The sequence below is a fragment of the Streptomyces sp. DH37 genome (genome assembly GCF_029813835.1).
GTDB lineage: Bacteria > Actinomycetota > Actinomycetes > Streptomycetales > Streptomycetaceae > Streptomyces.
In genome coordinates, this window is sequence record NZ_JARVKV010000002.1 from 179,263 (window position 1) to 198,766 (window position 19,504).

The 19,504-nt window shown below is 75.0% G+C and carries 22 protein-coding genes and 2 pseudogenes; 12 read left to right on the top strand and 12 right to left on the bottom strand.

All coding sequences use genetic code 11. The features are described from left to right. Nucleotides 1-6: 6 nt before the first annotated feature. The 6 genes from QC029_RS01865 to QC029_RS01890 all read right to left on the bottom strand — a co-directional run bounded on the left by QC029_RS01865 (nt 7) and on the right by QC029_RS01890 (nt 4,526). Complete coding sequence (locus QC029_RS01865; RefSeq protein WP_279553507.1) at nt 7-666, bottom strand: TetR/AcrR family transcriptional regulator; 660 nt, start codon at nt 664-666, stop codon at nt 7-9. A gap of 182 nt (nt 667-848) precedes the next feature. After that, nucleotides 849-1,553 (bottom strand): HAD family hydrolase, encoded by a 705-nt coding sequence (locus QC029_RS01870; protein WP_279553508.1) that lies wholly within the window; start codon nt 1,551-1,553, stop codon nt 849-851. 17 nt (nt 1,554-1,570) lie between these two features. Continuing rightward, nucleotides 1,571-2,227 (bottom strand): phosphatase PAP2 family protein, encoded by a 657-nt coding sequence (locus tag QC029_RS01875; protein ID WP_279553509.1) that lies wholly within the window; start codon nt 2,225-2,227, stop codon nt 1,571-1,573. 89 nt (nt 2,228-2,316) lie between these two features. Beyond that, nucleotides 2,317-3,261: a M56 family metallopeptidase gene (locus QC029_RS01880; protein ID WP_279553510.1), complete on the bottom strand. Its 945-nt coding sequence runs from the start codon at nt 3,259-3,261 to the stop codon at nt 2,317-2,319. A gap of 100 nt (nt 3,262-3,361) precedes the next feature. Further along, nucleotides 3,362-3,973 carry a DUF5134 domain-containing protein gene (locus tag QC029_RS01885; protein ID WP_279553511.1) on the bottom strand — a complete coding sequence of 204 codons (612 nt, stop codon included), beginning with the start codon at nt 3,971-3,973 and terminating at the stop codon, nt 3,362-3,364. A gap of 160 nt (nt 3,974-4,133) precedes the next feature. Further along, nucleotides 4,134-4,526, bottom strand: coding sequence for a VOC family protein (locus QC029_RS01890; protein WP_279553512.1), 393 nt, complete (start codon nt 4,524-4,526; stop codon nt 4,134-4,136). 88 nt (nt 4,527-4,614) lie between these two features. Between QC029_RS01890 and QC029_RS01895 the strand changes: the two genes are divergently transcribed. Then, nucleotides 4,615-5,229: a GNAT family N-acetyltransferase gene (locus QC029_RS01895; RefSeq protein WP_279553513.1), complete on the top strand. Its 615-nt coding sequence runs from the start codon at nt 4,615-4,617 to the stop codon at nt 5,227-5,229. Here the strand turns inward: QC029_RS01895 and QC029_RS01900 are convergent. After that, nucleotides 5,201-5,884, bottom strand: a complete 684-nt coding sequence (locus QC029_RS01900; protein WP_279553514.1) for a glycerophosphodiester phosphodiesterase family protein — start codon at nt 5,882-5,884, stop codon at nt 5,201-5,203. The genes QC029_RS01895 and QC029_RS01900 overlap by 29 nt on opposite strands. Before the next feature lie 340 nt (nt 5,885-6,224). On the opposite strand from QC029_RS01900, the gene QC029_RS01905 reads away from it, so the two are divergent. The 5 genes and pseudogenes from QC029_RS01905 to QC029_RS01925 all read left to right on the top strand — a co-directional run. After that, a complete protein-coding gene (locus tag QC029_RS01905; protein ID WP_279553515.1) occupies nt 6,225-7,637 on the top strand; it encodes a DUF6421 family protein in 1,413 nt (470 codons plus the stop codon). 29 nt (nt 7,638-7,666) lie between these two features. Next, on the top strand, nt 7,667-8,437 hold the full coding sequence (locus QC029_RS01910; RefSeq protein WP_279553516.1) for an SDR family NAD(P)-dependent oxidoreductase: 771 nt from the start codon (nt 7,667-7,669) through the stop codon (nt 8,435-8,437). Next, nucleotides 8,416-9,531 (top strand): low specificity L-threonine aldolase, encoded by a 1,116-nt coding sequence (locus QC029_RS01915; RefSeq protein ID WP_279553517.1) that lies wholly within the window; start codon nt 8,416-8,418, stop codon nt 9,529-9,531. Before QC029_RS01910 ends, QC029_RS01915 begins: the two co-directional genes overlap by 22 nt. A 69-nt stretch (nt 9,532-9,600) precedes the next feature. After that, nucleotides 9,601-9,795 (top strand): hypothetical protein, encoded by a 195-nt coding sequence (locus tag QC029_RS01920; RefSeq protein WP_279553518.1) that lies wholly within the window; start codon nt 9,601-9,603, stop codon nt 9,793-9,795. Between the two features lie 37 nt (nt 9,796-9,832). Beyond that, nucleotides 9,833-10,243, top strand: a pseudogene (locus tag QC029_RS01925) (transglutaminase); the annotation flags it as partial. A gap of 69 nt (nt 10,244-10,312) precedes the next feature. On the opposite strand, the gene QC029_RS01930 reads toward QC029_RS01925, so the two are convergent. Together QC029_RS01930 and QC029_RS01935 are read right to left on the bottom strand one after the other, a co-directional pair. Further along, nucleotides 10,313-11,032: a 1-acyl-sn-glycerol-3-phosphate acyltransferase gene (locus QC029_RS01930; protein ID WP_279553519.1), complete on the bottom strand. Its 720-nt coding sequence runs from the start codon at nt 11,030-11,032 to the stop codon at nt 10,313-10,315. Between the two features lie 179 nt (nt 11,033-11,211). Continuing rightward, entirely contained in the window at nt 11,212-11,619 is a 408-nt protein-coding gene (locus QC029_RS01935) for a DUF4395 domain-containing protein (protein WP_279553520.1), read from the bottom strand. A gap of 155 nt (nt 11,620-11,774) precedes the next feature. On the opposite strand from QC029_RS01935, the gene QC029_RS01940 reads away from it, so the two are divergent. The 4 genes from QC029_RS01940 to QC029_RS01955 all read left to right on the top strand — a co-directional run bounded on the left by QC029_RS01940 (nt 11,775) and on the right by QC029_RS01955 (nt 14,885). Continuing rightward, nucleotides 11,775-12,191, top strand: coding sequence for a thioredoxin family protein (locus QC029_RS01940; protein ID WP_279553521.1), 417 nt, complete (start codon nt 11,775-11,777; stop codon nt 12,189-12,191). A 136-nt stretch (nt 12,192-12,327) separates the two neighbouring features. Further along, entirely contained in the window at nt 12,328-12,861 is a 534-nt protein-coding gene (locus QC029_RS01945; protein ID WP_279553522.1) for a flavin reductase family protein, read from the top strand. Between the two features lie 208 nt (nt 12,862-13,069). Next, nucleotides 13,070-13,855, top strand: a complete 786-nt coding sequence (locus QC029_RS01950; protein ID WP_279553523.1) for an electron transfer flavoprotein subunit beta/FixA family protein — start codon at nt 13,070-13,072, stop codon at nt 13,853-13,855. Nucleotides 13,856-13,922: 67 nt separating this feature from the next. Continuing rightward, a complete protein-coding gene (locus QC029_RS01955) occupies nt 13,923-14,885 on the top strand; it encodes an electron transfer flavoprotein subunit alpha/FixB family protein (RefSeq protein WP_279553524.1) in 963 nt (320 codons plus the stop codon). Between the two features lie 36 nt (nt 14,886-14,921). Here QC029_RS01955 and QC029_RS01960 read toward each other — a convergent pair whose 3' ends face one another. Together QC029_RS01960 and QC029_RS01965 are read right to left on the bottom strand one after the other, a co-directional pair. Further along, complete coding sequence (locus QC029_RS01960; protein WP_279553525.1) at nt 14,922-15,293, bottom strand: MerR family transcriptional regulator; 372 nt, start codon at nt 15,291-15,293, stop codon at nt 14,922-14,924. A 53-nt stretch (nt 15,294-15,346) separates the two neighbouring features. Then, nucleotides 15,347-16,129: an SDR family NAD(P)-dependent oxidoreductase gene (locus tag QC029_RS01965; RefSeq protein WP_279553526.1), complete on the bottom strand. Its 783-nt coding sequence runs from the start codon at nt 16,127-16,129 to the stop codon at nt 15,347-15,349. 180 nt (nt 16,130-16,309) lie between these two features. Here QC029_RS01965 and QC029_RS01970 point away from each other — a divergent pair. Then, nucleotides 16,310-17,298: pseudogene (locus tag QC029_RS01970) on the top strand (aldolase); the annotation flags it as partial. A gap of 30 nt (nt 17,299-17,328) precedes the next feature. Here QC029_RS01970 and QC029_RS01975 read toward each other — a convergent pair. After that, nucleotides 17,329-18,327, bottom strand: coding sequence for a LacI family DNA-binding transcriptional regulator (locus QC029_RS01975; RefSeq protein WP_279553560.1), 999 nt, complete (start codon nt 18,325-18,327; stop codon nt 17,329-17,331). Between the two features lie 193 nt (nt 18,328-18,520). On the opposite strand from QC029_RS01975, the gene QC029_RS01980 reads away from it, so the two are divergent. Then, nucleotides 18,521-19,462 carry an ROK family protein gene (locus tag QC029_RS01980; protein ID WP_279553527.1) on the top strand — a complete coding sequence of 314 codons (942 nt, stop codon included), beginning with the start codon at nt 18,521-18,523 and terminating at the stop codon, nt 19,460-19,462. Nucleotides 19,463-19,504: the final 42 nt, after the last annotated feature.

The window sequence follows — 19,504 nt, forward strand, 5'->3', positions numbered from 1 at the left end:
GTCACGTCAGCGCCGGCCCGTCAGCGGCACCAGCGGACTCCCGCCGGACGGATCCCTCCCGGGGACGTCCGGCGGGGACCCGAGTTCCCAGTCCAGCCCGTACCGCCCGAACAGCTCGGCGCGCAGCCGCGCCAGCGGCATCGGCGCCCCGGGCAGCAGCACGGCCACCACCGCTCCCATGAGCAGCGCGCGCAGGAGCGGGTAGTCGGTGTCCGGATCGCACGAGCCGTAGCGCACGACGGTGTCGCGCAGCAGTTTGGCCAGCCGCTGCTGCTCGTCGCACTGGACGAAGCCCTCCTGCTGCAGGATCCCGGCCATGTGGGTGCGCATCAGCGTCGGCCGGTCGTGGGCGAGCCCGAGGATCGCGTCGATCGCGCGGGCCAGCAGCTCCCGCCCGGCGTCCGGGCCCGCGGGCCGCGGTTCGCGCTCCAGCGCCTCGGCCAGGGTGAGGTGCATCAGCCGGTGCACGGCCGACTGGAGCAGCTGCCGTTTGCCCGGGAAGTAGTACGACACCAGACCCCGCGCCGAACCCGCCCGGTCCGCGATGTCCCCCAGCGTCGTCGCCTCGTAGCCGCGCTCGTCGACGAGCTCCACCGTCGCCTGCAGCAGCCGCTCACGGGACCGTCGGCGCAATTCCTCATTGACCGATGCGCTGCGAGGGGACATCCTGTAACTCCTGCGTTGACTGGCTCCGGGCCAATATACTCAGTGATCTTCGGGTACCGACCGGGGAGTACGTCGGTATCCGGCCAGACGCCGGTCTCGGGCGACGCGGGGGATCGCCCGAGACCGGCCCCCACTCCGGTGCGCTCCGTGCGGCGACCGCCGCACCCCGCGCCGGGCTCCGCTCAGTCCGGACGGTCCACCACCTCCAGGACCGGCCGCAGCCCGTCGGGCCGGCGGTCGCAGGGCAGGTGGTCTACCAGGTGCACCGCGCATCCCAGTGCGGCGGCTCCGCCGTCCGCACGCCGGTCGTCCCCGACCATCAGCGTCTCCCCGGGCGCCACCCCCAGGGTCCGGCAGGCCAGCTCGAAGATCTCCGGCTCCGGCTTCTGGACGCCGTGCTCGCAGGAGAGCACATAGGCGTCCACCCGGCGGTCCAGGCCGTGGGCCCGGAACACCGGGCGCAGGTCCCAGCCGATGTTGCTCACCACCGCCACCGGCACCCCCCGCTCCCGCAGCGCGTCCAGCACCTCGGCGGTGTCGGGGTAGGGCCGCCAGGCCTCCGGCAGCATGTGCCGGTCGTAGAGGGCGTCGTACAGCTCCGGCCGCGGCAGCGGCACCCGGCGGGCCAGCGCGGTGTAGGCGGCGCGGTGCCGCTCGGCGCTGCGGTCGCGCTCGCGCCACAGCTCCCGCAGGGCGGTGGGCACGGAGCGCGGGGAGGCTCCGCCGGGCAGCGCGCCGGCCTCCTCCAGCGCCGCCGCGAGGCGCGCCGGTTCGCCCTCGGGCAGGGTGACGCCCGCCCCGTCGAGGACGGCGCGCAGCCAGTCGGCGGCCGGCTCGACGCGCAGCAGTGTTCCGGAGAAGTCGAAGAGGACGCCTCTGATCGCCATGGGGACGATCCTCCCGTTCAGCGCCGCCCCGGCCAAGGGGTCCGGACGCCGTGCTTCCGCCACAGCGCGGCCGCGGCGGCGGCCACGGCGAAGCCCAGCAGCCAGCCGGTGACCACGTCGCTGGGCCAGTGCACGCCCAGGTAGACGCGGGTGAAGCCCACCCCGGCGACGCTCACCGCGCCCACCCACAGCACGGTCAGGCGCACGGCGCGGCGCACCCCGCGCAGATGCGCCAGCCACAGCAGCAGACCGCAGGTGAGCGCGGCCGTCATGGCGTGGCCGGAGGGCAGCGCCGCGAAGCTCGCCGAGTCCACCGGATCGGCCCAGCGGGGGCGGTCGCGGTCGACGAGGGCCTTCAGCCCCTGCTGGAGGAGGGTGCCGGCGATCCCGGCGGCGGCGACCCAGAACGCCAGCCGCCGCGCGCCGCGCAGCACCAGCCACAGGACCGTCACGAGCAGCACGGCCCGCATGGTCCAGGGGTCCCAGACCCAGTCGGTCAGCACCCGGTTGAACCGCGTCCAGCCGGGTTCGGCGTGCGCCGTGCGGTGCAGTTCGGACGTGACCCGGGCGTCGAGGGCCAGCAGCGGGTCCCACCCCGCCAGGACGAGCACGGCGAGCACGGCGGCCACGGCGGCGCACAGCGGGGCGGTCAGGCGCGGGAAGGGGGAGGCCATGGTTCAGATCGTCACCGGTGGAGGACGATCCAATCGTCCGGTCGGCGGGTGAGCCGGTCGCAAAGGGCGCGCACGGAGGCGCGCGGGCGTCAGCCCAGCGCTCTGAGGCCCGGGACGAAGGCCACCGCCAGCGGGACCAGCGGCACCAGGGCCGCCAGCGCGGTCACCCGCAGCCGCCGGACGACCGGCAGCCGGGGAGTGGCCGACAGCAGCCGGTCGACGCGCTGCGGTACCTGCGCGCCGGGGCGCGGGGGGTGGGGGTCGAAGACCCCGCGCTCCTCGTTGAGTTCGACCAGCGCCAGGGCCACCACCAGCCGTCCGCAGCGCCGCGAGGCCACGTCGTCGGCCGCCAGCTCCACGAGCCGGTGGACCTGGTCGCGGAACGCGCGGAAGACGGGCACCTGCGGAAAGCCCGTGGCGAGCGCGGACGAGCAGTGCAGCAGCCAGTCGTGACGGGCCCGCAGGTGGCCCTGCTCGTGGGCGAGGACGGCGTCGAGCCGGCGTCCCTCGAGCCGGCGCAGCGCCGCGGTGGTGACCACGAGACGGGGCGTGCTCCCCGGGAGCCACCAGGCGTCCGGGCGTTCGCTCTCCAGCACCACCAGCCGCTCCCCGGAACCGGGCTCCTCACCCGGCAGCAGGGGGGCGCGGGCGAGGAGTTCGGAACGCCGCGCACGCCGCCGGGCGCGGGCGTGCCGGATCTCGCGGGTGAGCATCGCCGCGGTCCACACGCCGCCGCAGGCGAGCAGCACCGCCACCACCGCGGGCCAGGACTCGCCGAACGCGCTCAGCCCGTACGCCTCGACGACCCGGCTCGGGGCCGGGGCGAAGACGTGGCCGCGCACGGCCTGCCAGGCCGCCGCGCCGGACAGGGCCATGGCGAGTACGCAGCACAGCAGCACGGCGACCACCACGCACTGCCACACCAGCAGCGCCAGCACCGGCTCACGGTCCGGCCAGGAACCACGGGCCAGCACGCGCGGCGCCGTCGCCGCGATCAGTGCGCCCAGGACGAGCAGTGCGAGCGCGACCATCATGGACGACAGCCTATGAGCCGGCGGCTGTCCCGCGTCCGGCGGGAAACGGGAAGTGACGCACGCCTCACGGACGCGGCGCCCCACCGGCCCGCGCGCAGGCTCACAGGGTGAGCAGCATCGCGAACATCCCCATGCCCATCGACAGCCGGCAGGCCGCCGCCAGCTCCGGCAGCCGCGGCGGTCCGCCCGCGGCGACCGCGTCCGGGCTGCCGGCCCTCCGGACGCCCGCGGCGCCCGCGGGACCCGGCACGGGGACCAGCCGGGCCCCGGCGAGCAGCACGTACAGCGCGAAGTAGGCCAGCAGCGCCCCGGTCAGCGCCTCCGCCGGCGCCCCGGACGCGGCCGTGTGGTGCGCGTGCGCGCCCGCCGGGCCGGCCGCCATGGCGAGCGCCATGTGGACCATGGCCAGGGCGCCGACGACGTGGTGCAGATGGTGCGGCCGGTGCTCCGGACCGAGCAGGGCCAGCACCAGCTCGTACACCGCCGCGCCGCCGAAGACCGCACCGAGGACCGCGCCGAGGACCGCAGGCGGCAGCGGCTCCGCCGCCGAGGCGGGCAGCGCCATCGCGGCCATGCCGAACCCCATCAGCGCCTCGCCCGCGGCCGCCCGCCGCTGTCCGGGCGTACCGCCGCGCACCCGCCGCAGGCAGTACGCGCCCACGCCGCCGCACAGGGCCACCAGCATCCAGCCGACCGGCTCCGGTCCGTGCACCGCGCCTCCCCCGACCCCGCCCCGACCGGTTTCCCGGCCGGTGTCGCCCGGCCGGTTCCGGGGGGAGGATGCCCGGCGCCGGACCCGTGCACGGGAGCGCGCGGAGGCAGCCGGGGAGCGCGGACGGAGCGCGGGAGGCGGGCCCGCGGGGAGGGCGCCCTCAGATGCCGGGCCGGTGGCGCAGCGGATGGTCCTCGGGGACCTCGACGAGGACGATCCGCACCCCGTCCGGGTCGCCGATCCACATCTCCACCAGCCCCCACGGCTCCCGCTTCGGTTCCCGCAGCACCTCCACGCCGCGGGCGGCGAGCTCCTCGTGGGCGGCCGCCACGTCGGCGACCTGGAGCCACAGCCGGAGCCCGGGCGCGGGCGGGGTGTCGGAGCGGCCGGAGACCTCCAGGAAGCCGCCGCCGAGGAAGTAGACGGTCCCGCGTTCCGGCCCGGTGCCGAACTCGCGGTAGACGGCCAGGCCCAGTGTTTCGCCGTAGAAGGCCCGCGAACGTTCCGGATCGGTGGGGCGCAGCAGTATCCGGCTGCTCAGTACGTGAACCATGGCGCCGAGCCTAGGGCCCCGGCCGGGGTGCCGTCCGGTGTACGGGCGGAAGGACCGTCCGGCCCGGAGGCCGGTTAGGCTCGGCGCCATGAACGCCCCGAACGCCGTGAACACCCCCGGGTCCGCCGAGTCCGCCGCCTTGGGCACCGCCTCCGGCCCGCGCTTCAGGACCGCGGACGAGAGCGACGTCCCCGCGCTGGTCGCCCTGGTGGAGTCGGCCTACCGGGGCGAGGCCAGCCGGGCCGGCTGGACCACCGAGGCGGACCTGCTGGACGGGCAGCGCACCGATCCCGAGGGCGTCGCCGGCGTCATCCGGGCCCCCGGCAGCCTGATGCTGGTCGCCGAACGGGACGGCGAGCCGGTCGCCTGCTGCCAGCTGGAGCGGCGCGAGGGCGGGGCGGGGGAGGCGGTCGCGTACTTCGGGATGTTCGCCGTCCGGCCGGCCCTCCAGGGCGGGGGGCTGGGCAGGACGGTCCTGGCGGAGGCCGAGCGGGTGGCGCGGGAGCGGTGGCGGGCCCGCGAGATGCACATGACGGTGATCACCGCGCGGGCCGACCTGATCGCCTGGTACGAGCGCCGCGGCTACGTCCGCACCGGGCGGACGAGCCCCTTCCCGTACGGCGACGAGCGCTTCGGCGTTCCGCTCCGCGACGACCTGGAGTTCGAACTGCTCGTCAAGCCGCTTCGGCGATCGCCCTCCTGACGGCGGGCATGTCGGTCACCACGCCGTCCAGGCCCAGCTCGCGGACGCGGGCCAGGTCCTGGTCGGTGTTGACCGTCCAGGAGATCACCTTGATCCCCGCCGCGTGGCAGCGCTCGACGACGTCCTCGTCCAACCACCGGAGCTCGCAGGAGACCATCTGAGCCCCCAGCTCCACGGCGCGCTCGGGGGCAGTGGGGGTGGACCTGCCGGTGACCAGCGCGACGGGGACGTCCGGCAGCAGCTTGCGGGTCTCGCGCAGGGCGTCGTCGTGGAACGAGATCACCGTGACCCGCTCGTGCAGACCGAGCCGTTCGACGGCCTCCGCGAGCACACGCGCCGCGGCGCGGTCCTTGATCTCGGCCTGGAGCGGCGCCGAGACCGCCTCCACGACCTCCTCGAAGACCGGGATCCGCTCGCCCAGGCCGGCGTCCAGCCCGCGCAGCTCGGCGAGGGTCTTCTCCGCGATCGGCCCGGAGCCGTCGGTGGTGCGGTCCACGTCGGCGTCGTGCATCACCACCAGCGCGCCGTCCCGGCTCAGGTGGAGGTCCAGCTCGATGACGTCCATGCCCTCGCGCTCGGCACGGACGAAGGACCGCAGGGTGTTCTCGGGCTCGACGCCCATCACTCCGCGGTGCCCGACGGTCAGCAGTGGCACGGCACGTTCTCGCTTTCCTCTGGTGTCCGGTGATGTCCGGGTGGTGTTCGGTGGTGTCCAAGGACGGCGACGCCGGTGCGTACGCGCCGACAGGGTAGCCGCGGACGATCACGGCCCGGGGGCCGGGGGCGGACCGCCCCCGCGGGCCCGGGGACCGCGGTCGGCCCGGCCTGTGTCCATGGCACATGCGCGCTCATGTCTTCCGTTTCAGCGCTCACGCACAGGAAAAACATCTGCATTGGGGGTAACCGGCCGAAGGATTTGCTTGCCCTCCGGTTGATCAGGGAAGTCTGCGCAGCTACGGTGCTGGTACGAAAGTTTCTCCTGTGAAGGGACAGTGATGACGGAAATCCTTTCGCCCGCAGTGACGACGGGTAGCGCTCCGGCCACCGGAGGCCCGTTCGCCGACCGTGTGGTGGAGCACCCCGCCTGGGCGGTGCTCAAGGAAGCCGTCGAAGCCGTCCGTCCCGCCCAGTCCAAGGACGGCTCCATCGACTTCGACGCCGAGGGCGCCCCCGCGCGGGCCGAGGTCGAGCGGCACGTCGAGCGGATCACGGCCTCCGTCGAGGAGCTCGCGCCACTGCTCCCGCACAACGAGGCGTACCACCGCGCCCTGGTGGCCGATCTGCGCCGCTGGGCCGAGGAGGGCTTCGGCGTACCCGACTTCCTGGACTCCCTGCTGGCCTTCCAGCCCGCCTCCCGGCGTGCCGACGGCCTCCAGCACCTGGTCGTCTTCCCCATGTACACCCAGAACGGCAACCCCGACCGCAACCTGGAGGCCGTCGTCCTGCGCGTGGTCTGGCCGGACTGGCTGGCCGAGCTGGAGCGCACCCGCTACGACAACCCGCTCTTCCTGGGCATCACCTTCGAGGACTTCACCAGCGGCTACGACACCCACTCCGCGGTCCTCTTCCCCGAGACCATCGCCGTGCGCGAGGTGCCCGAGCGGTTCTCCTGGGGCGGCATCTTCTGCGACCGCGAGGCCGCCCGCTTCCGCCGGGTCGTCGACGCCGCCTGCGAGGTCACCAAGCTGGAGCTGCCCGAGGACGCCCGCGGGCTGCTCGCCGACCAGCAGCGCGCCCAGCAGACCTTCGTGCTGTGGGACATGGTCCACGACCGCACCCACAGCCACGGCGACCTGCCCTTCGACCCGTTCATGATCAAGCAGCGCCAGCCGTTCTGGATGTACGGCCTGGAGGAGCTGCGCTGCGACCTCACCGCCTTCCACGAGGCCGTGAAGCTGGAGGCGGACGGCCTGCCGCAGGGCCGCGACGTGCAGTACGCCGTGCTGCTGGAGCGCCTGTTCCGCTTCCCCGTCACCGGTGAGCGCAACCGCAACTACGACGGGCTGGGCGGCCAGCTGCTGTTCGCCTACCTCCACAAGCACGACGCCCTGCGCTGGACGGACAACAAGCTCAGCATCGACTGGGACCGGGCCCGCGAGGTGACCGTGCACCTGCGCGAGGAGATCGAGACCCTTTACCGGGAGGGCATCGACCGCCCGAAGCTGGTCCACTGGTTCAAGGCGTACGAGCTGGTCTCCACCTACCTCGCGCCGCACCCCGGCTCGACCTGGGCCAAGGGCCCCGACGCCCTGGACCTGAGCCTGCCGCCGCGCAAGCTGGTGGACGAGGTGCTCCCGGACGAGTTCCCGCTGAGCATGTTCTACGAGGCCCTCGCCAAGAAGCTGCGCAACGTGATCGCGTCGACCAGGGGCATCACCGCCGAGTCCGCCGTTCCGGTCGCGGCGTGAACACCGGACGTCACAGAGAGGCGATCACCATGACCAGCACCTCCAACGGCAACGGCGGCCCCCTGGACGGCGCCGTCGTCGCCGTCGCCGGCGCGGCGGGACCGGCCGGACAGGCCGCGCTGCTGAGCCTGGCCGAACGGGGAGCCACCGTCGTCGCGGCCGACGCGGACGCCGAGCGGCTGGCCGAGGCCGTGGACAGGGCCCGCTTCGCGCACGGCGGAGCCACCGTCACCGGCGACACCGTCGACCTGCTCGACCTGGAGGCCACCCGCGAGTGGGCCACCCGCACCGAGAAGGAGTACGGGCGCGTCGACGGGCTGGTGCACCTGGTCGGGGGCTGGCGCGGCTCGGCGGCCTTCGCCGAGACCGACCTGTCCCACTGGGACCTGCTGGAGAGGCTGCTGGTACGCACCGTGCAGCACACCTCCCTGGCCTTCGAGGGCGCCCTGCGCCGCAGCGGCAACGGTCGCTACGTGCTGGTCAGCGCCTCCGGCGCGACCAGCCCCACCGCAGGCAACGCCGCCTACGCCGCGGCCAAGGCCGCCGCCGAGGCGTGGACCCTGGCGCTGGCCGACGCCTTCCGCAAGGCGGGCAAGGGGGCGGCGTCGGGCCCGCCGGCCGCGGCTGCGATCCTGGTGGTCAAGGCGCTGGTCAACGACGCGATGCGCGCCGAGCGCCCGAATGCCAGGTTCGCGGGCTTCACCGACGTCGGGGAACTGGCCGAGGCCATCGCCGGCGTCTGGGACAGGCCCGCCGAGGAAGTGAACGGACACCGCCTGTGGCTGACCCCGCAACCGTAGAGGCCCACCCGACCGCCGCGCCCCCGGCACCCCCGGTGACGGACGCGCGCCGCCGCCACGACCCGCACGTGCGCGGCTTCGCCAGCGACAACTACGCGGGCGCGCACCCGGAGATCCTGGCGGCGCTCGCCCTCGCCAACGGCGGCCACCAGACCGCCTACGGCGGGGACGAGTACACCGCCCACCTCCAGGACGTCTTCCGCGCCCACCTCGGGCCGGCGGCGGAGGTGTTCCCGGTCTTCAACGGCACCGGCGCCAACGTCGTCGCCCTCCAGGCGCTCACCGACCGCTGGGGCGCGGTCATCGCCGCCGAGAGCGCCCACATCAACGTGGACGAGTGCGGCGCGCCCGAGCGCGTCGGCGGGCTGAAGCTGCTGACCGTGCCCACCGAGCACGGCAAGCTCACCCCCGAACTGGTCGAGCGCGAGGCGTACGGCTTCGACGACGAGCACCGGGCGATGCCGCAGGCCGTCTCGATCACCCAGAACACCGAACTGGGCACCGTCTACACGCCCGAGGAGATCCGGGAGATCTGCGAGACGGCCCACGGGTACGGCATGGCCGTCCACCTCGACGGCGCCCGCATCGCCAACGCCGCGGCCGCGCTGGACGTACCCCTGCGGGCGTTCACCACGGACGCGGGCGTGGACGTGCTGTCCTTCGGCGGCACCAAGAACGGCATGCTCTTCGGCGAGGCCGTCGTCGTGCTCAACCCGGGCGCGGTACGGGCCATGAAGCACCTGCGCAAGCTGTCGATGCAACTGGCGTCGAAGATGCGGTTCGTCTCCGTGCAGTTCGAGGCGCTGCTCGCCGGCGACCTGTGGCTGCGCGGCGCCTCCCACGCCAACGCCATGGCCCGGCGGCTGGCCGAGGGCGTGCGCACCGTCGAGGGCGTGGAGATCCTCCACCCCGTCCAGGCCAACGCCGTCTTCGCCCGGCTCCCGCGCGACGTCGGCGAGCGGCTGCAGAAGCGCCACCGCTTCTACTTCTGGGACGAGGCCGCCGGCGACGTGCGCTGGATGTGCTCCTTCGACACCACCGAGGAGGACGTCGACGGCTTCGTCGCCGCGCTGCGGGAGGAGATGGCCCGCTGACCGCGGCAGCGGCCCGCCGACCGGAGAAGGGGAGGCGGGCCGCCCTCTGCCCTCCCGGGCTCGCGGATCATGGAGCCGATCCGGCAGGACCCGGATCCGTCCGCCCACCTCGCCGCCTGCGAGGCCGTCGACCACCGGCATCCCCTGGCGGCGGCTCTGGTGACGGCTCTGGCGGTGGCCCTGATGGCGGCTCTGATGGCAGCTCTGACGGCGGAGACGGCCTCGCGGCCGCGGGAGGCGGACCGGCGGGCGCACGGACGGTGAAGGCGGCCCCGGGCGCCACGCCGAGACCGCCTGCGGCTTCGTCCGCGACACCATCCCGCGCTCCTTCGACAGCGGCGACCGGCGGGTGGCCCGGCGCGCCCCGGACGTGCTCGCCACCCGCAACGGCATCCGCTACGCCGAGTCGCGCGCCGGCGGCCCCGCTGCGCCACGAGGGCATCCGGGCGGCCCTGTGCCACCAGAGGCCGGACGTCGTCCACGGCTTGGTTGCCCTTACGTCGCCCTCACGTCGCCCTCAAGCCGCCCGTCCGCCCCCGGGCGCGCCAGGACCCGCGCGGCAACGGGCCCGGCGTGGACGCGCGCTTCTCGCTCGACGGGGAGCGGCTCGCGCACATCCCGGACCCGGACGCGGGAGGAGTACGACGTCCCGGAGCTCCACGCGGCCCCGCCCGAGCCCGTCCTGACGGCTTTGCAGCGGGCCGGTGACCGCGTGCCGGCCGGAGCGGCTGCTCCCGCAGAGGCTCTGAAGCCCGCCGCCCGGCCCTACAGCGCCCCGGCCCTACAGCGCCCCGGCCTCGGCCGGGGTCGGGGCGGTGCCGCCCAGGTGCGCGGGCATCCACCAGGTGTCGTCCGGTCCCTTGGGGCGCACCGGGTACGCCCGCTGCGCCGCCTCCAGCAGCTCCTGCACGCGCTCGCGCAGCCGCTCGGTGAGACCGGCCGCCGACTCGCCCCCGGCGGGTTGGATCGGCTCGCCCACGCGGATGGTGATCGGGAAGTGGTTGCGGCCGAAGTCCCGCTTGTGACCCTTGGTCCACAGCCGCTGCGTGCCCCACAGCGCGACGGGCAGCACGGGCACGCCCGCGTCCTGCGCCATCCGGGCCGCACCCGTCTTGAACTTCTTCAGGGTGAACGACTGCGAGATCGTCGCCTCGGGGAAGACGCCGATGATCTCGCCGGAGCGCAGCGCCTTCAGCGCGTGGCGGTAGGCGTGCTCGCCCTGCGAGCGGTCCACCGGGATGTGCTTCATCGCGCGCATCAGCGGCCCGGAGACCTTGTGCCGGAAGACCGACTCCTTCGCCATGAAGCGAACCAGGCGCTTGGCCGGCCGGGCGGTCAGCCCGGCGAAGACGAAGTCCAGGTAGCCGATGTGGTTGCTGACCAGCACGGCGCCGCCGCGTCGCGGTATGTGCTCGGTGCCGTCGATGTCGAAGCGCAGGTCGAGCGCCTTGAACAGGGCGTGGGCGGCACCGATGACCGGTGGGTACACGAGTTCTGCCATAGGGGAGGACCCTTCTGGGAGGCTGCCTGGGGAGGGTTCTCCCGGCTGATCTACCCGAACCTACGCGTCCGTAACTTCCCCGGCCAATCCCGGGGACGGGAGATCCTCGTCACGTCGCGGCCCGCCCCCGGCCCGTTCCCGGTCCACCCCCGGCCCGTCCGCCTCCCCCGCCCGGTTCCTCACCCCGTGACCCGGCGCAGGGCCAGGTAGACCTCGCAGCCCAGGCAGTAGCCGAACGCGGCGTTGAGGAAGGCGGCCGCGAGCGCGCAGGCGGTCGCCGCCATGCCCAGCCACAGCGGTCCCACGCCGTACCCCACCAGGCCCACCAGTGCGAAGAACAGCCCCACCGCCTGCGCGAACCGGGGCGGCGCCGCGTCCTCCGTCTCGGCGGGGGGACCCAGCCGCGGCCTGACCAGGCGGCGGAAGACCAGCCCGTACGGCGAACGCCCCACCCCGAGGACCGCCCCGGAGGCGAACACCAGCGCCTGCGCGGCCAGCAGCCAGAAGCTCCCGCCGACCAGCACGGCGGCCAGGACCAGCGCGGTCACGGCCGCCGCGAACCTCGTTCCTCGTATGTCGACCCTCATGGCGACAGCATTCCGCACCGGGGAGGGCGGGAGCGGCCGGATCCGGGAATCGGCGGCATGCCGCCCGACGCTGTGGGAGACGATGCGGGACACGGCCGGAGCGGCCGGGGGCCGTGACGGCGGACGGCGGACGGGGCTGCGACGGGAGGGCGGGGATGACGGGACTGATCGTGTGCCTGGCGGTGCTGGCGCTGGCCGGCGCCTTCGGGACGGTGCACAGCAGGCGGAACGGAAGGATGACGGTGCGCGGACGGGACGCGGAGGAGAGGCTGACCGCGGAGGAGATCGGCGCCGAGCGGCTGGGCGGGAGGGCCACGCTGGTGCAGTTCTCCAGCGCCTTCTGCCAGCCCTGCCGGGCCACCCGGCGGATCCTGGCGGAGGTCTCGGACATGGTCGAGGGCGTCGCCCATGTGGAGATCGACGCCGAGGCCCGGCTGGACCTGGTACGGCGGCTGGGGATCATGCGCACCCCCACCGTCCTGGTGCTGGACGCGCGGGGACGGATCGTACGGCGGGCCGGCGGCCAGCCGCGCAAGGCGGACGTCATCGCCGCGCTCGGGGAGGCCGTGTGAGCGCCGCGGGCGCCGGAGGCGCCGGGCGCACCGCGCTGACCGCGCTCCGCGTGACCCTGGTCCCATCTCGCCGGCCGAACTTGACGGAGATCGCTCCGGATCGCCAGCCTGGCACGGTGTGGGCAGGGGATCTCATATGAGCGCGCCGAGCGGCACCCAGCGGACACCGGAGACGACGGACGCCGGTCCCGCGCTGCTGCGCGCCGTCTTCCGGCGGCACGCCGCCGGGGTCGCCGTGATCACCGCCCACGGGCACGGCCGCCCCGCCGGATTCACCGCGACCTCCCTCGCCTCCGTCGCCGCCGAGCCGCCGCTGGTCTCCTTCAACATCGGCACCGCCTCCTCCGCGTGGCCCGTGGTCGCCGAGGCGGAGTACGTGGGGGTGCACGTCCTGGGCGAACACCAGCGGGAGCTGGCCGCCACCTTCGCCCGCCCCGGAGCCGACCGCTTCGCGCCGCCCACCCGCTGGCGCCGCGGTCCCCACGGCGTACCGGTGCTGGAGGGCGTGCTCGCCTGGATGGTCTGCGGCGTGGTCGCCCGGGTGCCCACCGGCGACCACCGGGTGGTGCTGGCCCAGGCGGTGGCCGGGGACTCCTCGGGGGCGGGCCGCCCGCTGCTGTACCACGCGGGGGGCTACAACGCCCTGCACGAGGGCGCCGTGCCCTCCTGAGCCCTTCCGGGCCTTCCCGAGCCCTTCCGGGCCGTTGGCAAGGTCACAGTTCACCGGCCTTGCCTCCGGGGAAGGGGGTGGGTGTACTGACGAGTAATATCCTGGATGGAGAGCCGGCCCCACCGGACCGGAACCCGCCCCGATCAGGCGCCTATGCTGCCTGTGAGACACGGCAGCCAGTAATGACGACGCAAGTAGGAGAGCCGGCGTGAGCTTGAGGATCGTTGTCTGTGTGAAGTACGTGCCCGACGCCACCGGCGACCGGCACTTCGCCGATGACCTGACCGTCGACCGCGACGACGTGGACGGTCTGCTGTCGGAGCTCGACGAGTACGCCGTCGAGCAGGCCCTGCAGATCGCCGAGAATGCCGACGACGCCGAGGTCACCGTCCTGACCGTCGGCCCCGAGGACGCCAAGGACGCCCTGCGCAAGGCCCTCTCCATGGGCGCCGACAAGGCCGTGCACGTGGAGGACGACGACCTGCACGGCACCGACGCCATCGGCACCTCGCTGGTGCTGGCCAAGGCCGTCGAGAAGACCGGCTACGACCTGGTCGTCTGCGGCATGGCCTCCACCGACGGCACCATGGGCGTGCTGCCCGCGCTGCTGTCCGAGCGCCTGGGCGTGCCGCAGGTCACGCTGCTCTCCGAGGTCTCCGTGGAGGACGGCAAGGTCACCGGCCGCCGTGACGGCGACGCCGCGACCGAGCAGCTGGAGGCCGCGCTCCCGGCCGTCGTCTCCGTGACCGACCAGTCCGGCGAGGCGCGCTACCCCTCCTTCAAGGGCATCATGGCCGCCAAGAAGAAGCCGGTCGAGTCCCTGGACCTGGACGACCTGGACATCGACGCCGACGAGGTCGGCCTCGAGGGCTCCTGGACCAAGGTCGACGAGGCCGCCGAGCGTCCGGCCCGCACCGCGGGCACGATCGTCAAGGACGAGGGCGAGGGCGCCAAGCAGCTCGCCGAGTTCCTCGCGGGCCAGAAGTTCATCTGAGCCCGAAGGCCCGTCGCACCCCTCACTCCTCAACCGCCCTCGCAATCCTCGCAGGAGAGCAACTCCCATGGCTGAAGTCCTTGTCTACGTCGACCACGTGGACGGCGCCGTCCGCAAGCCCACCCTCGAGCTGCTGACCCTGGCCCGCCGCATCGGCGACCCGGTCGCCGTGCACCTGGGCGCCGGCGCCGACCAGGCCGCCGCGAAGCTGGCCGAGTACGGCGCGGTGAAGGTGCTCGCCGCCGACGCCCCCGAGTTCGCCGACTACCTCGTCGTACCGAAGGTGGACGCGCTCCAGGCCGCCTACGAGGCCGTCTCCCCGGCCGCCGTGCTGGTCCCCTCCTCCGCGGAGGGCAAGGAGATCGCGGCCCGCCTGGCGCTGCGCATCGGCTCGGGCATCATCACCGACGCCGTCGACCTGGAGGCCGGCGACGAGGGCCCGGTGGCGACCCAGTCGGTCTTCGCCGCGTCCTTCACCACCAGGTCCCGCGTCTCCAGGGGCACCCCGGTCATCACCGTCAAGCCCAACTCCGCCGCTCCCGAGGCCGCCCCGGCCGCGGGCACGGTCGAGCAGCTGTCGGTGACCTTCGGCGAGAAGTCCACCGGCACCAGGGTCGTCTCCCGCACCCCGCGCGAGTCGACCGGCCGTCCGGAGCTGACCGAGGCCGCGATCGTGGTCTCCGGCGGCCGCGGCGTCAACGGCGCCGAGAACTTCTCGGTCGTCGAGAACCTGGCCGACGCCCTCGGCGCGGCCGTCGGCGCCTCCCGCGCCGCGGTGGACGCGGGCTGGTACCCGCACACCCACCAGGTCGGCCAGACCGGCAAGTCCGTCTCGCCGCAGCTCTACATCGCGGCGGGCATCTCCGGCGCCATCCAGCACCGGGCCGGCATGCAGACCTCGAAGACCATCGTGGCCGTCAACAAGGACGAGGAGGCCCCGATCTTCGACCTGGTCGACTACGGCGTGGTCGGCGACCTCTTCGACGTCCTCCCCAAGCTCACCGAGGAGGTCAAGGCCCGCAAGGGCTGACACCTCCGCGGAAGCGGGCAGCGGCCGGGGCCGGGCTCAGGCCACCGGGCGCACCCGCTCCCCGGTCGCCCGGAGCAGCGCGGCCGCCAGCCGGTCCCGTATCGCGGTCTGGGCGGCGATGCGCCTGTCCAGCACCGCCAGCCGCTCCAGCGCGACCTCCAGGCCCCGGCCGGAGGGCGGCGCGGCGGCCACGTCCCCGTCCAGGCACGGCGTGAACGCCCGTACGTCCTCCAGGGTGAGCCCGGCGGCCAGCAGGTGGCGGATGTTGCGCACCCGCACCACCGCCCGCTCGTCGTAGACCCGGTAGCCGTTGGGCGCCCGCTCCGAGGAGATCAGGCCCGCCCGCTCGTAGTGCCGCAGCGCGCGGGGCGTCGTCCCCGCCGCCTCCGCCAGCTCGCCGATCCGCATCCTCCCCACCTCCGGGGCCATGGCTACCACGGCCGCCCCGCGCGCCGCGCCTTTCACGCCACGACCGCCCCGCCGTCGACCGGGAGCACGGCCCCGGTGACGAAGGAGGCCTCCGGGGAGGCGAGCCGGGTGATCGCCCAGGCCACCTCCTCGGGCCGGCCGATCCGGCCCAGCGGGGTGCGCGCGAGCTGCCACTCGCGCACCTCCGCCGCCTCCTCCCGCGTCAGGCCCCGGTGCTCGCCGATCGGGGTGTCGATCGCGCCGGGTGCGACCGCGACGGCCCGGATCCCGCGGGGCGCCAGCTCGACCGCCCAGCTGCGGGTCAGCAGTTCCAGCGCGGTCTTGGTCGCCGCGTAGAGCGAGTCGCCCGGCCAGGCGCGCTGCCCCACCGAGGTGGTGACGTTGACGATCACCCCGCCGCAGGCCTCCAGCGCGGGCAGCGCGGCCTGTGCCAGCAGGGCGGGCGCGATCAGGTTGGTGGCGATCATGGTCTCCACCTCCCCGGGCACGAGCGCGCCCGGGGCGCCGCCGCGCACGACGCCCGCGTTGTTGACCAGCACGTCCAGCCGTCCGTGCGCGTCCAGCGCGGCGCGGACGATCCGCGCGGGCCCGTCCCCGGCGGTGACGTCGGCGGCCAGCGGGATGATGCCCGGGTGGCCGGCGGCCGTCTCCTCCAGCGGCCCGGTGCGCCGCCCGACCGCGATCACGTGCGCTCCCTCGGCGGCGAAGGCCCGGGCGGTGGCCCGGCCGATGCCGGTGCCCGCCCCGGTGACGACGACGGTCCTGGTGCCGCGGTGTGCCGTGCCGCGGCCGTTGTGGTTGTCCATGCCGGCCATCGTCCGACCCTGACGCAGGCGTCAGGGTCAAGCGGCCGCCGGACCGGAAGCGGCGCGCGGCGGGTGCTGACGCCCGGATCGGCGGCCGGCCGGCGTCGGCCCGGGGATCGACGTCCGGTCGACGAGCCGGGGAGCGCGGACGGCGCGGGACGAGGCGGTCGCGACCCCTGCGGGGACCCGGTGCGCCGGGACGTGAGCGCCTCGTCGGCCGCGGCCGACGACGGACTCGCCCGCCGCTGCCCCGGCGACCCCGGCACCCGCCGGCCGGTGCACACCGTCCACGTGCCCGCCGACGCCCTCGCCGGGGCGGTGCACGAGAGGGGCGGGCCAAGCTGGAGCGCGAGCCGGTGGAGGACCTGCGCACCGACTCCGAGGACGGCTGCGGACTCCGCCCCGACGGCGAGGAGGACGCCGCCGCCACCGGCCGTCCGCGCCGCACGGCCGGTGGCGGCGGCGTGCGCCGGCGGCACCGCGCCCCCGTACACGGGCATCCGGACGAAGTTCCCGGAAGCCGCCGTCCGCGACCGCGGCATCGGCACCCTGGACGTCTTCCTCACCGCGCTGACGGAGGCGGGCGGCCTGCCCGGCGGACGGGTCGTCACCCCTCCCAAGGTGCCCACGCCGAGCAGGTCGGCGCGATGGCGCGGCTGTGCGGGGAGTTCGAGCGGGCGCACGGGCTGCGGCCGGGCCGGATCGGCTTCGAGGTCCGGATCGAGACCACCCGGGCGGTCCTCGGACCCGACGGCCGCGCCGCCGTCGTCCGCATGATCGGCGCGGCCGGGGGAGGTGTGACGGGCCTGCACCACGGCACCTTCGACCACAGCGCCGCCTGCGGGGCGGGGGCGGCGTACCAGTCCCCGGACCACCCGGCGGCCGACCACGCCGAGGCGGTGGTGCGGGCCGCCGCGGGCACGGGGCGCGGCTGTCGGACGGCTCGACCAACGTGCTGCCGGCCAGGCCGCGCGAGCGGGTGCACGAGGCCTGGGCGGATCCACCACGGCCCGGCGCGCCGCGTACGCCGCCAGGGAGGGCGGCACGTGCCGGACGAACCCGCCGGCGCCAGGGCCCTGAGCGCGCACCTGCTGCGCGGCCCGGACCGCGGCGCGCTCGACGCCGCCGAGGTTGCGGAGGCGACCGGGCTCACCCGGTCCGCCCTCGGCGGCCTCGCGGGGCGGCGGGTCCCGGGCCCGCGCCGAGGGTCAGGGGTGCGGGGGGATCTCCCCCGAGCCGCGCGGGACCAGCCGGGTGGGCAGCTCCACGCGCCGCGGCGCGTCGTCGGCGCCGTCCAGCCGGCGGAAGAGCAGTTCGGCCGCCCTGCGGCCCAGCAGGGCGGGCTCCTGGGCGATGACGGTGACCGGCGGGGTCAGCAGGTCGGCCAGCTCGAAGTCGTCGAAGCCCACCAGCGCCACACGCCGATCCAGGCCCGCCAGCACCCGCACCACGGTGACGGTCACCCGGTTGTTGCCCGTCAGCAGCGCGGTGACCGGCCCCGCCGCCGAGCCCCGCCCCGCCAGCATGCGCTCGGCGTCGGACCGCACCCGCTCGGGGTCGGTCGGGCCGAGCGCGACCCAGGACTCGTCCACCGGCAGTCCGGCCTCCCGCATCGCGGCGCGGTAGCCGCGCAGGCGCTCGGCGGCGGTGTGGATGTGCGGCAGGTCGCCGATGAAGCCGATCCGGCGGTGGCCGTGGGCGATGAGGTGGGCGACGCCCTCGCGCGCGCCGGCGAAGCTGTCGGTGAGCACCGCGTCGGCCTTGATGCGGGCGGCCGGGCGGTCGACGAAGACGGTGGCGACCCCGGCGGCGATCTCCGGTTCCAGATAGCGGTGGTCGTCACCGGCCGGGATGATGACCAGGCCGTCCACGCGCCGGGCGCACAGGGCGAGCACCAGTTCCCTCTCGCGCTCCCTGTCCTCGGCGCTGGAGCCGTTGATCAGCAGCGCGCCGTGCGCCCGGGCGACCTCCTCGACGGCGCGGCTGAGCGGGGCGTAGAAGGGGTCGGCGAGGTCCTCCAGGACCAGTCCGATGCTCGCGGTGCGGCCCTTGCGCAGGATGCGGGCGCTGTCGTTGCGGCGGAAACCGAGGGCGGTGATGGCCTCCCGCACCCTGCGCTCGGTGTCGGGGGTGACACCGGGTTCGCCGTTGACGACCCGGGAGACGGTCTTGAGGCCGACCCCGGCGCGGGCGGCCACGTCCTTCATCGTGGGCCGCAGCCCGTAGCGGCGCTGGGTGGTACGGGCGGGGCGGGCGGTGTCGGCCACTGCGGTCCTGTCTGTCGTCGGCGGGCGGTGACACGGTGGTGCTCGGTACGTCCTCGTACCTCGGTGGCCCCAGAGCATAGAGCGGGCCAGGAGAGTGGACAACGTTGTCAGAGATGGGTGAGACTTTCCGCTCATGGACCAGGATCTCCTCGCTGCCCTCGACATCGGCGGCACCAAAATCGCAGGCGCACTGGTGGACGACGACGGCAGGCTGCTGCTGCGGACCCAGCGGCCGACCCCGGCGCGGGAGCCGGGCGACAGCGTGATGCGAACGGTGGCCGAGGTGCTCGGCGAGTTGCGGGCCGCGGCCGAGTGGCCGCGCGTGGCGGCGCTGGGCATCGGCAGCGCCGGGCCGGTGAACGCCCGGCGGGGCACGGTGAGCCCGGTCAACATCCCCGGCTGGCGGGACCACCCCCTGGTGGACGGGGTGCGCGCCGTCGTCGGGGAGATGCCCGTGACCCTGGTGGGCGACGGTGTGGCGATCACCGCCGCCGAGCACTGGCAGGGCGCGGCGCGCGGCCGGGACAACGCCCTGTGCATGGTCGTCTCCACCGGCGTGGGCGGCGGGCTGGTCCTCGACGGCAGGCTGCACCCCGGGCCGACCGGCAACGCGGGCCACATCGGCCACATCAGCGTGGACCTCGACGGCGAACCCTGCCCGTGCGGGGCGCGCGGCTGCGTGGAGGGTCTGGCCAGCGGACCCAACATCGCACGCCGGGCCCTGGAGAACGGCTGGCGGCCCGGACCGGACGGCGACGCCACCGCCCGCGGGGTGGCCGCCGCCGCGCGGGCGGGGGACCCGGTGGCCGCGGCCTCCTTCGAACGCGCGGCGCGGGCGCTGGCGGCCGGGATCGCCGCGACCGCGACCCTGGTGGAGATCGAGATAGCGGTGATCGGCGGGGGAGTGGCCCAGGCCGGTGAGGTGCTGTTCGGGCCGCTGCGCCGGGCGCTGGGGGAGTACGCCACGCTCTCCTTCGTCCGGGGGCTGGAGGTCGTCCCCGCCGGAACGGGAACCGGCGCGGGCCTCGTCGGGGCCGCGGCGGCCTGCCGGGAGGCGCTGGGCCGTTTCGTGTGAGCGCCCGCGCCGGGGGCGGGGGCGCGTTTCCGGGACAGGGTG

What these genes read in the sequence shown, in the direction of transcription:
- QC029_RS01955 (WP_279553524.1), top strand. Translation starts at nt 13,923, where the DNA reads ATGGCTGAAGTCCTTGTCTACGTCGACCACGTGGACGGCGCCGTCCGC.
- QC029_RS01895 (WP_279553513.1), top strand. Translation starts at nt 4,615, where the DNA reads ATGAACGCCCCGAACGCCGTGAACACCCCCGGGTCCGCCGAGTCCGCC.
- QC029_RS01935 (WP_279553520.1), bottom strand. Translation starts at nt 11,619, where the DNA reads ATGAGGGTCGACATACGAGGAACGAGGTTCGCGGCGGCCGTGACCGCG.
- QC029_RS01920 (WP_279553518.1), top strand. Translation starts at nt 9,601, where the DNA reads ATGGAGCCGATCCGGCAGGACCCGGATCCGTCCGCCCACCTCGCCGCC.
- QC029_RS01975 (WP_279553560.1), bottom strand. Translation starts at nt 18,327, where the DNA reads ATGAAGGACGTGGCCGCCCGCGCCGGGGTCGGCCTCAAGACCGTCTCC.
- QC029_RS01965 (WP_279553526.1), bottom strand. Translation starts at nt 16,129, where the DNA reads ATGGCCGGCATGGACAACCACAACGGCCGCGGCACGGCACACCGCGGC.
- QC029_RS01930 (WP_279553519.1), bottom strand. Translation starts at nt 11,032, where the DNA reads ATGGCAGAACTCGTGTACCCACCGGTCATCGGTGCCGCCCACGCCCTG.
- QC029_RS01870 (WP_279553508.1), bottom strand. Translation starts at nt 1,553, where the DNA reads ATGGCGATCAGAGGCGTCCTCTTCGACTTCTCCGGAACACTGCTGCGC.
- QC029_RS01890 (WP_279553512.1), bottom strand. Translation starts at nt 4,526, where the DNA reads ATGGTTCACGTACTGAGCAGCCGGATACTGCTGCGCCCCACCGATCCG.
- QC029_RS01910 (WP_279553516.1), top strand. Translation starts at nt 7,667, where the DNA reads ATGACCAGCACCTCCAACGGCAACGGCGGCCCCCTGGACGGCGCCGTC.
- QC029_RS01905 (WP_279553515.1), top strand. Translation starts at nt 6,225, where the DNA reads ATGACGGAAATCCTTTCGCCCGCAGTGACGACGGGTAGCGCTCCGGCC.
- QC029_RS01875 (WP_279553509.1), bottom strand. Translation starts at nt 2,227, where the DNA reads ATGGCCTCCCCCTTCCCGCGCCTGACCGCCCCGCTGTGCGCCGCCGTG.
- QC029_RS01940 (WP_279553521.1), top strand. Translation starts at nt 11,775, where the DNA reads ATGACGGGACTGATCGTGTGCCTGGCGGTGCTGGCGCTGGCCGGCGCC.
- QC029_RS01880 (WP_279553510.1), bottom strand. Translation starts at nt 3,261, where the DNA reads ATGATGGTCGCGCTCGCACTGCTCGTCCTGGGCGCACTGATCGCGGCG.
- QC029_RS01865 (WP_279553507.1), bottom strand. Translation starts at nt 666, where the DNA reads ATGTCCCCTCGCAGCGCATCGGTCAATGAGGAATTGCGCCGACGGTCC.
- QC029_RS01980 (WP_279553527.1), top strand. Translation starts at nt 18,521, where the DNA reads ATGGACCAGGATCTCCTCGCTGCCCTCGACATCGGCGGCACCAAAATC.
- QC029_RS01945 (WP_279553522.1), top strand. Translation starts at nt 12,328, where the DNA reads ATGAGCGCGCCGAGCGGCACCCAGCGGACACCGGAGACGACGGACGCC.
- QC029_RS01960 (WP_279553525.1), bottom strand. Translation starts at nt 15,293, where the DNA reads ATGCGGATCGGCGAGCTGGCGGAGGCGGCGGGGACGACGCCCCGCGCG.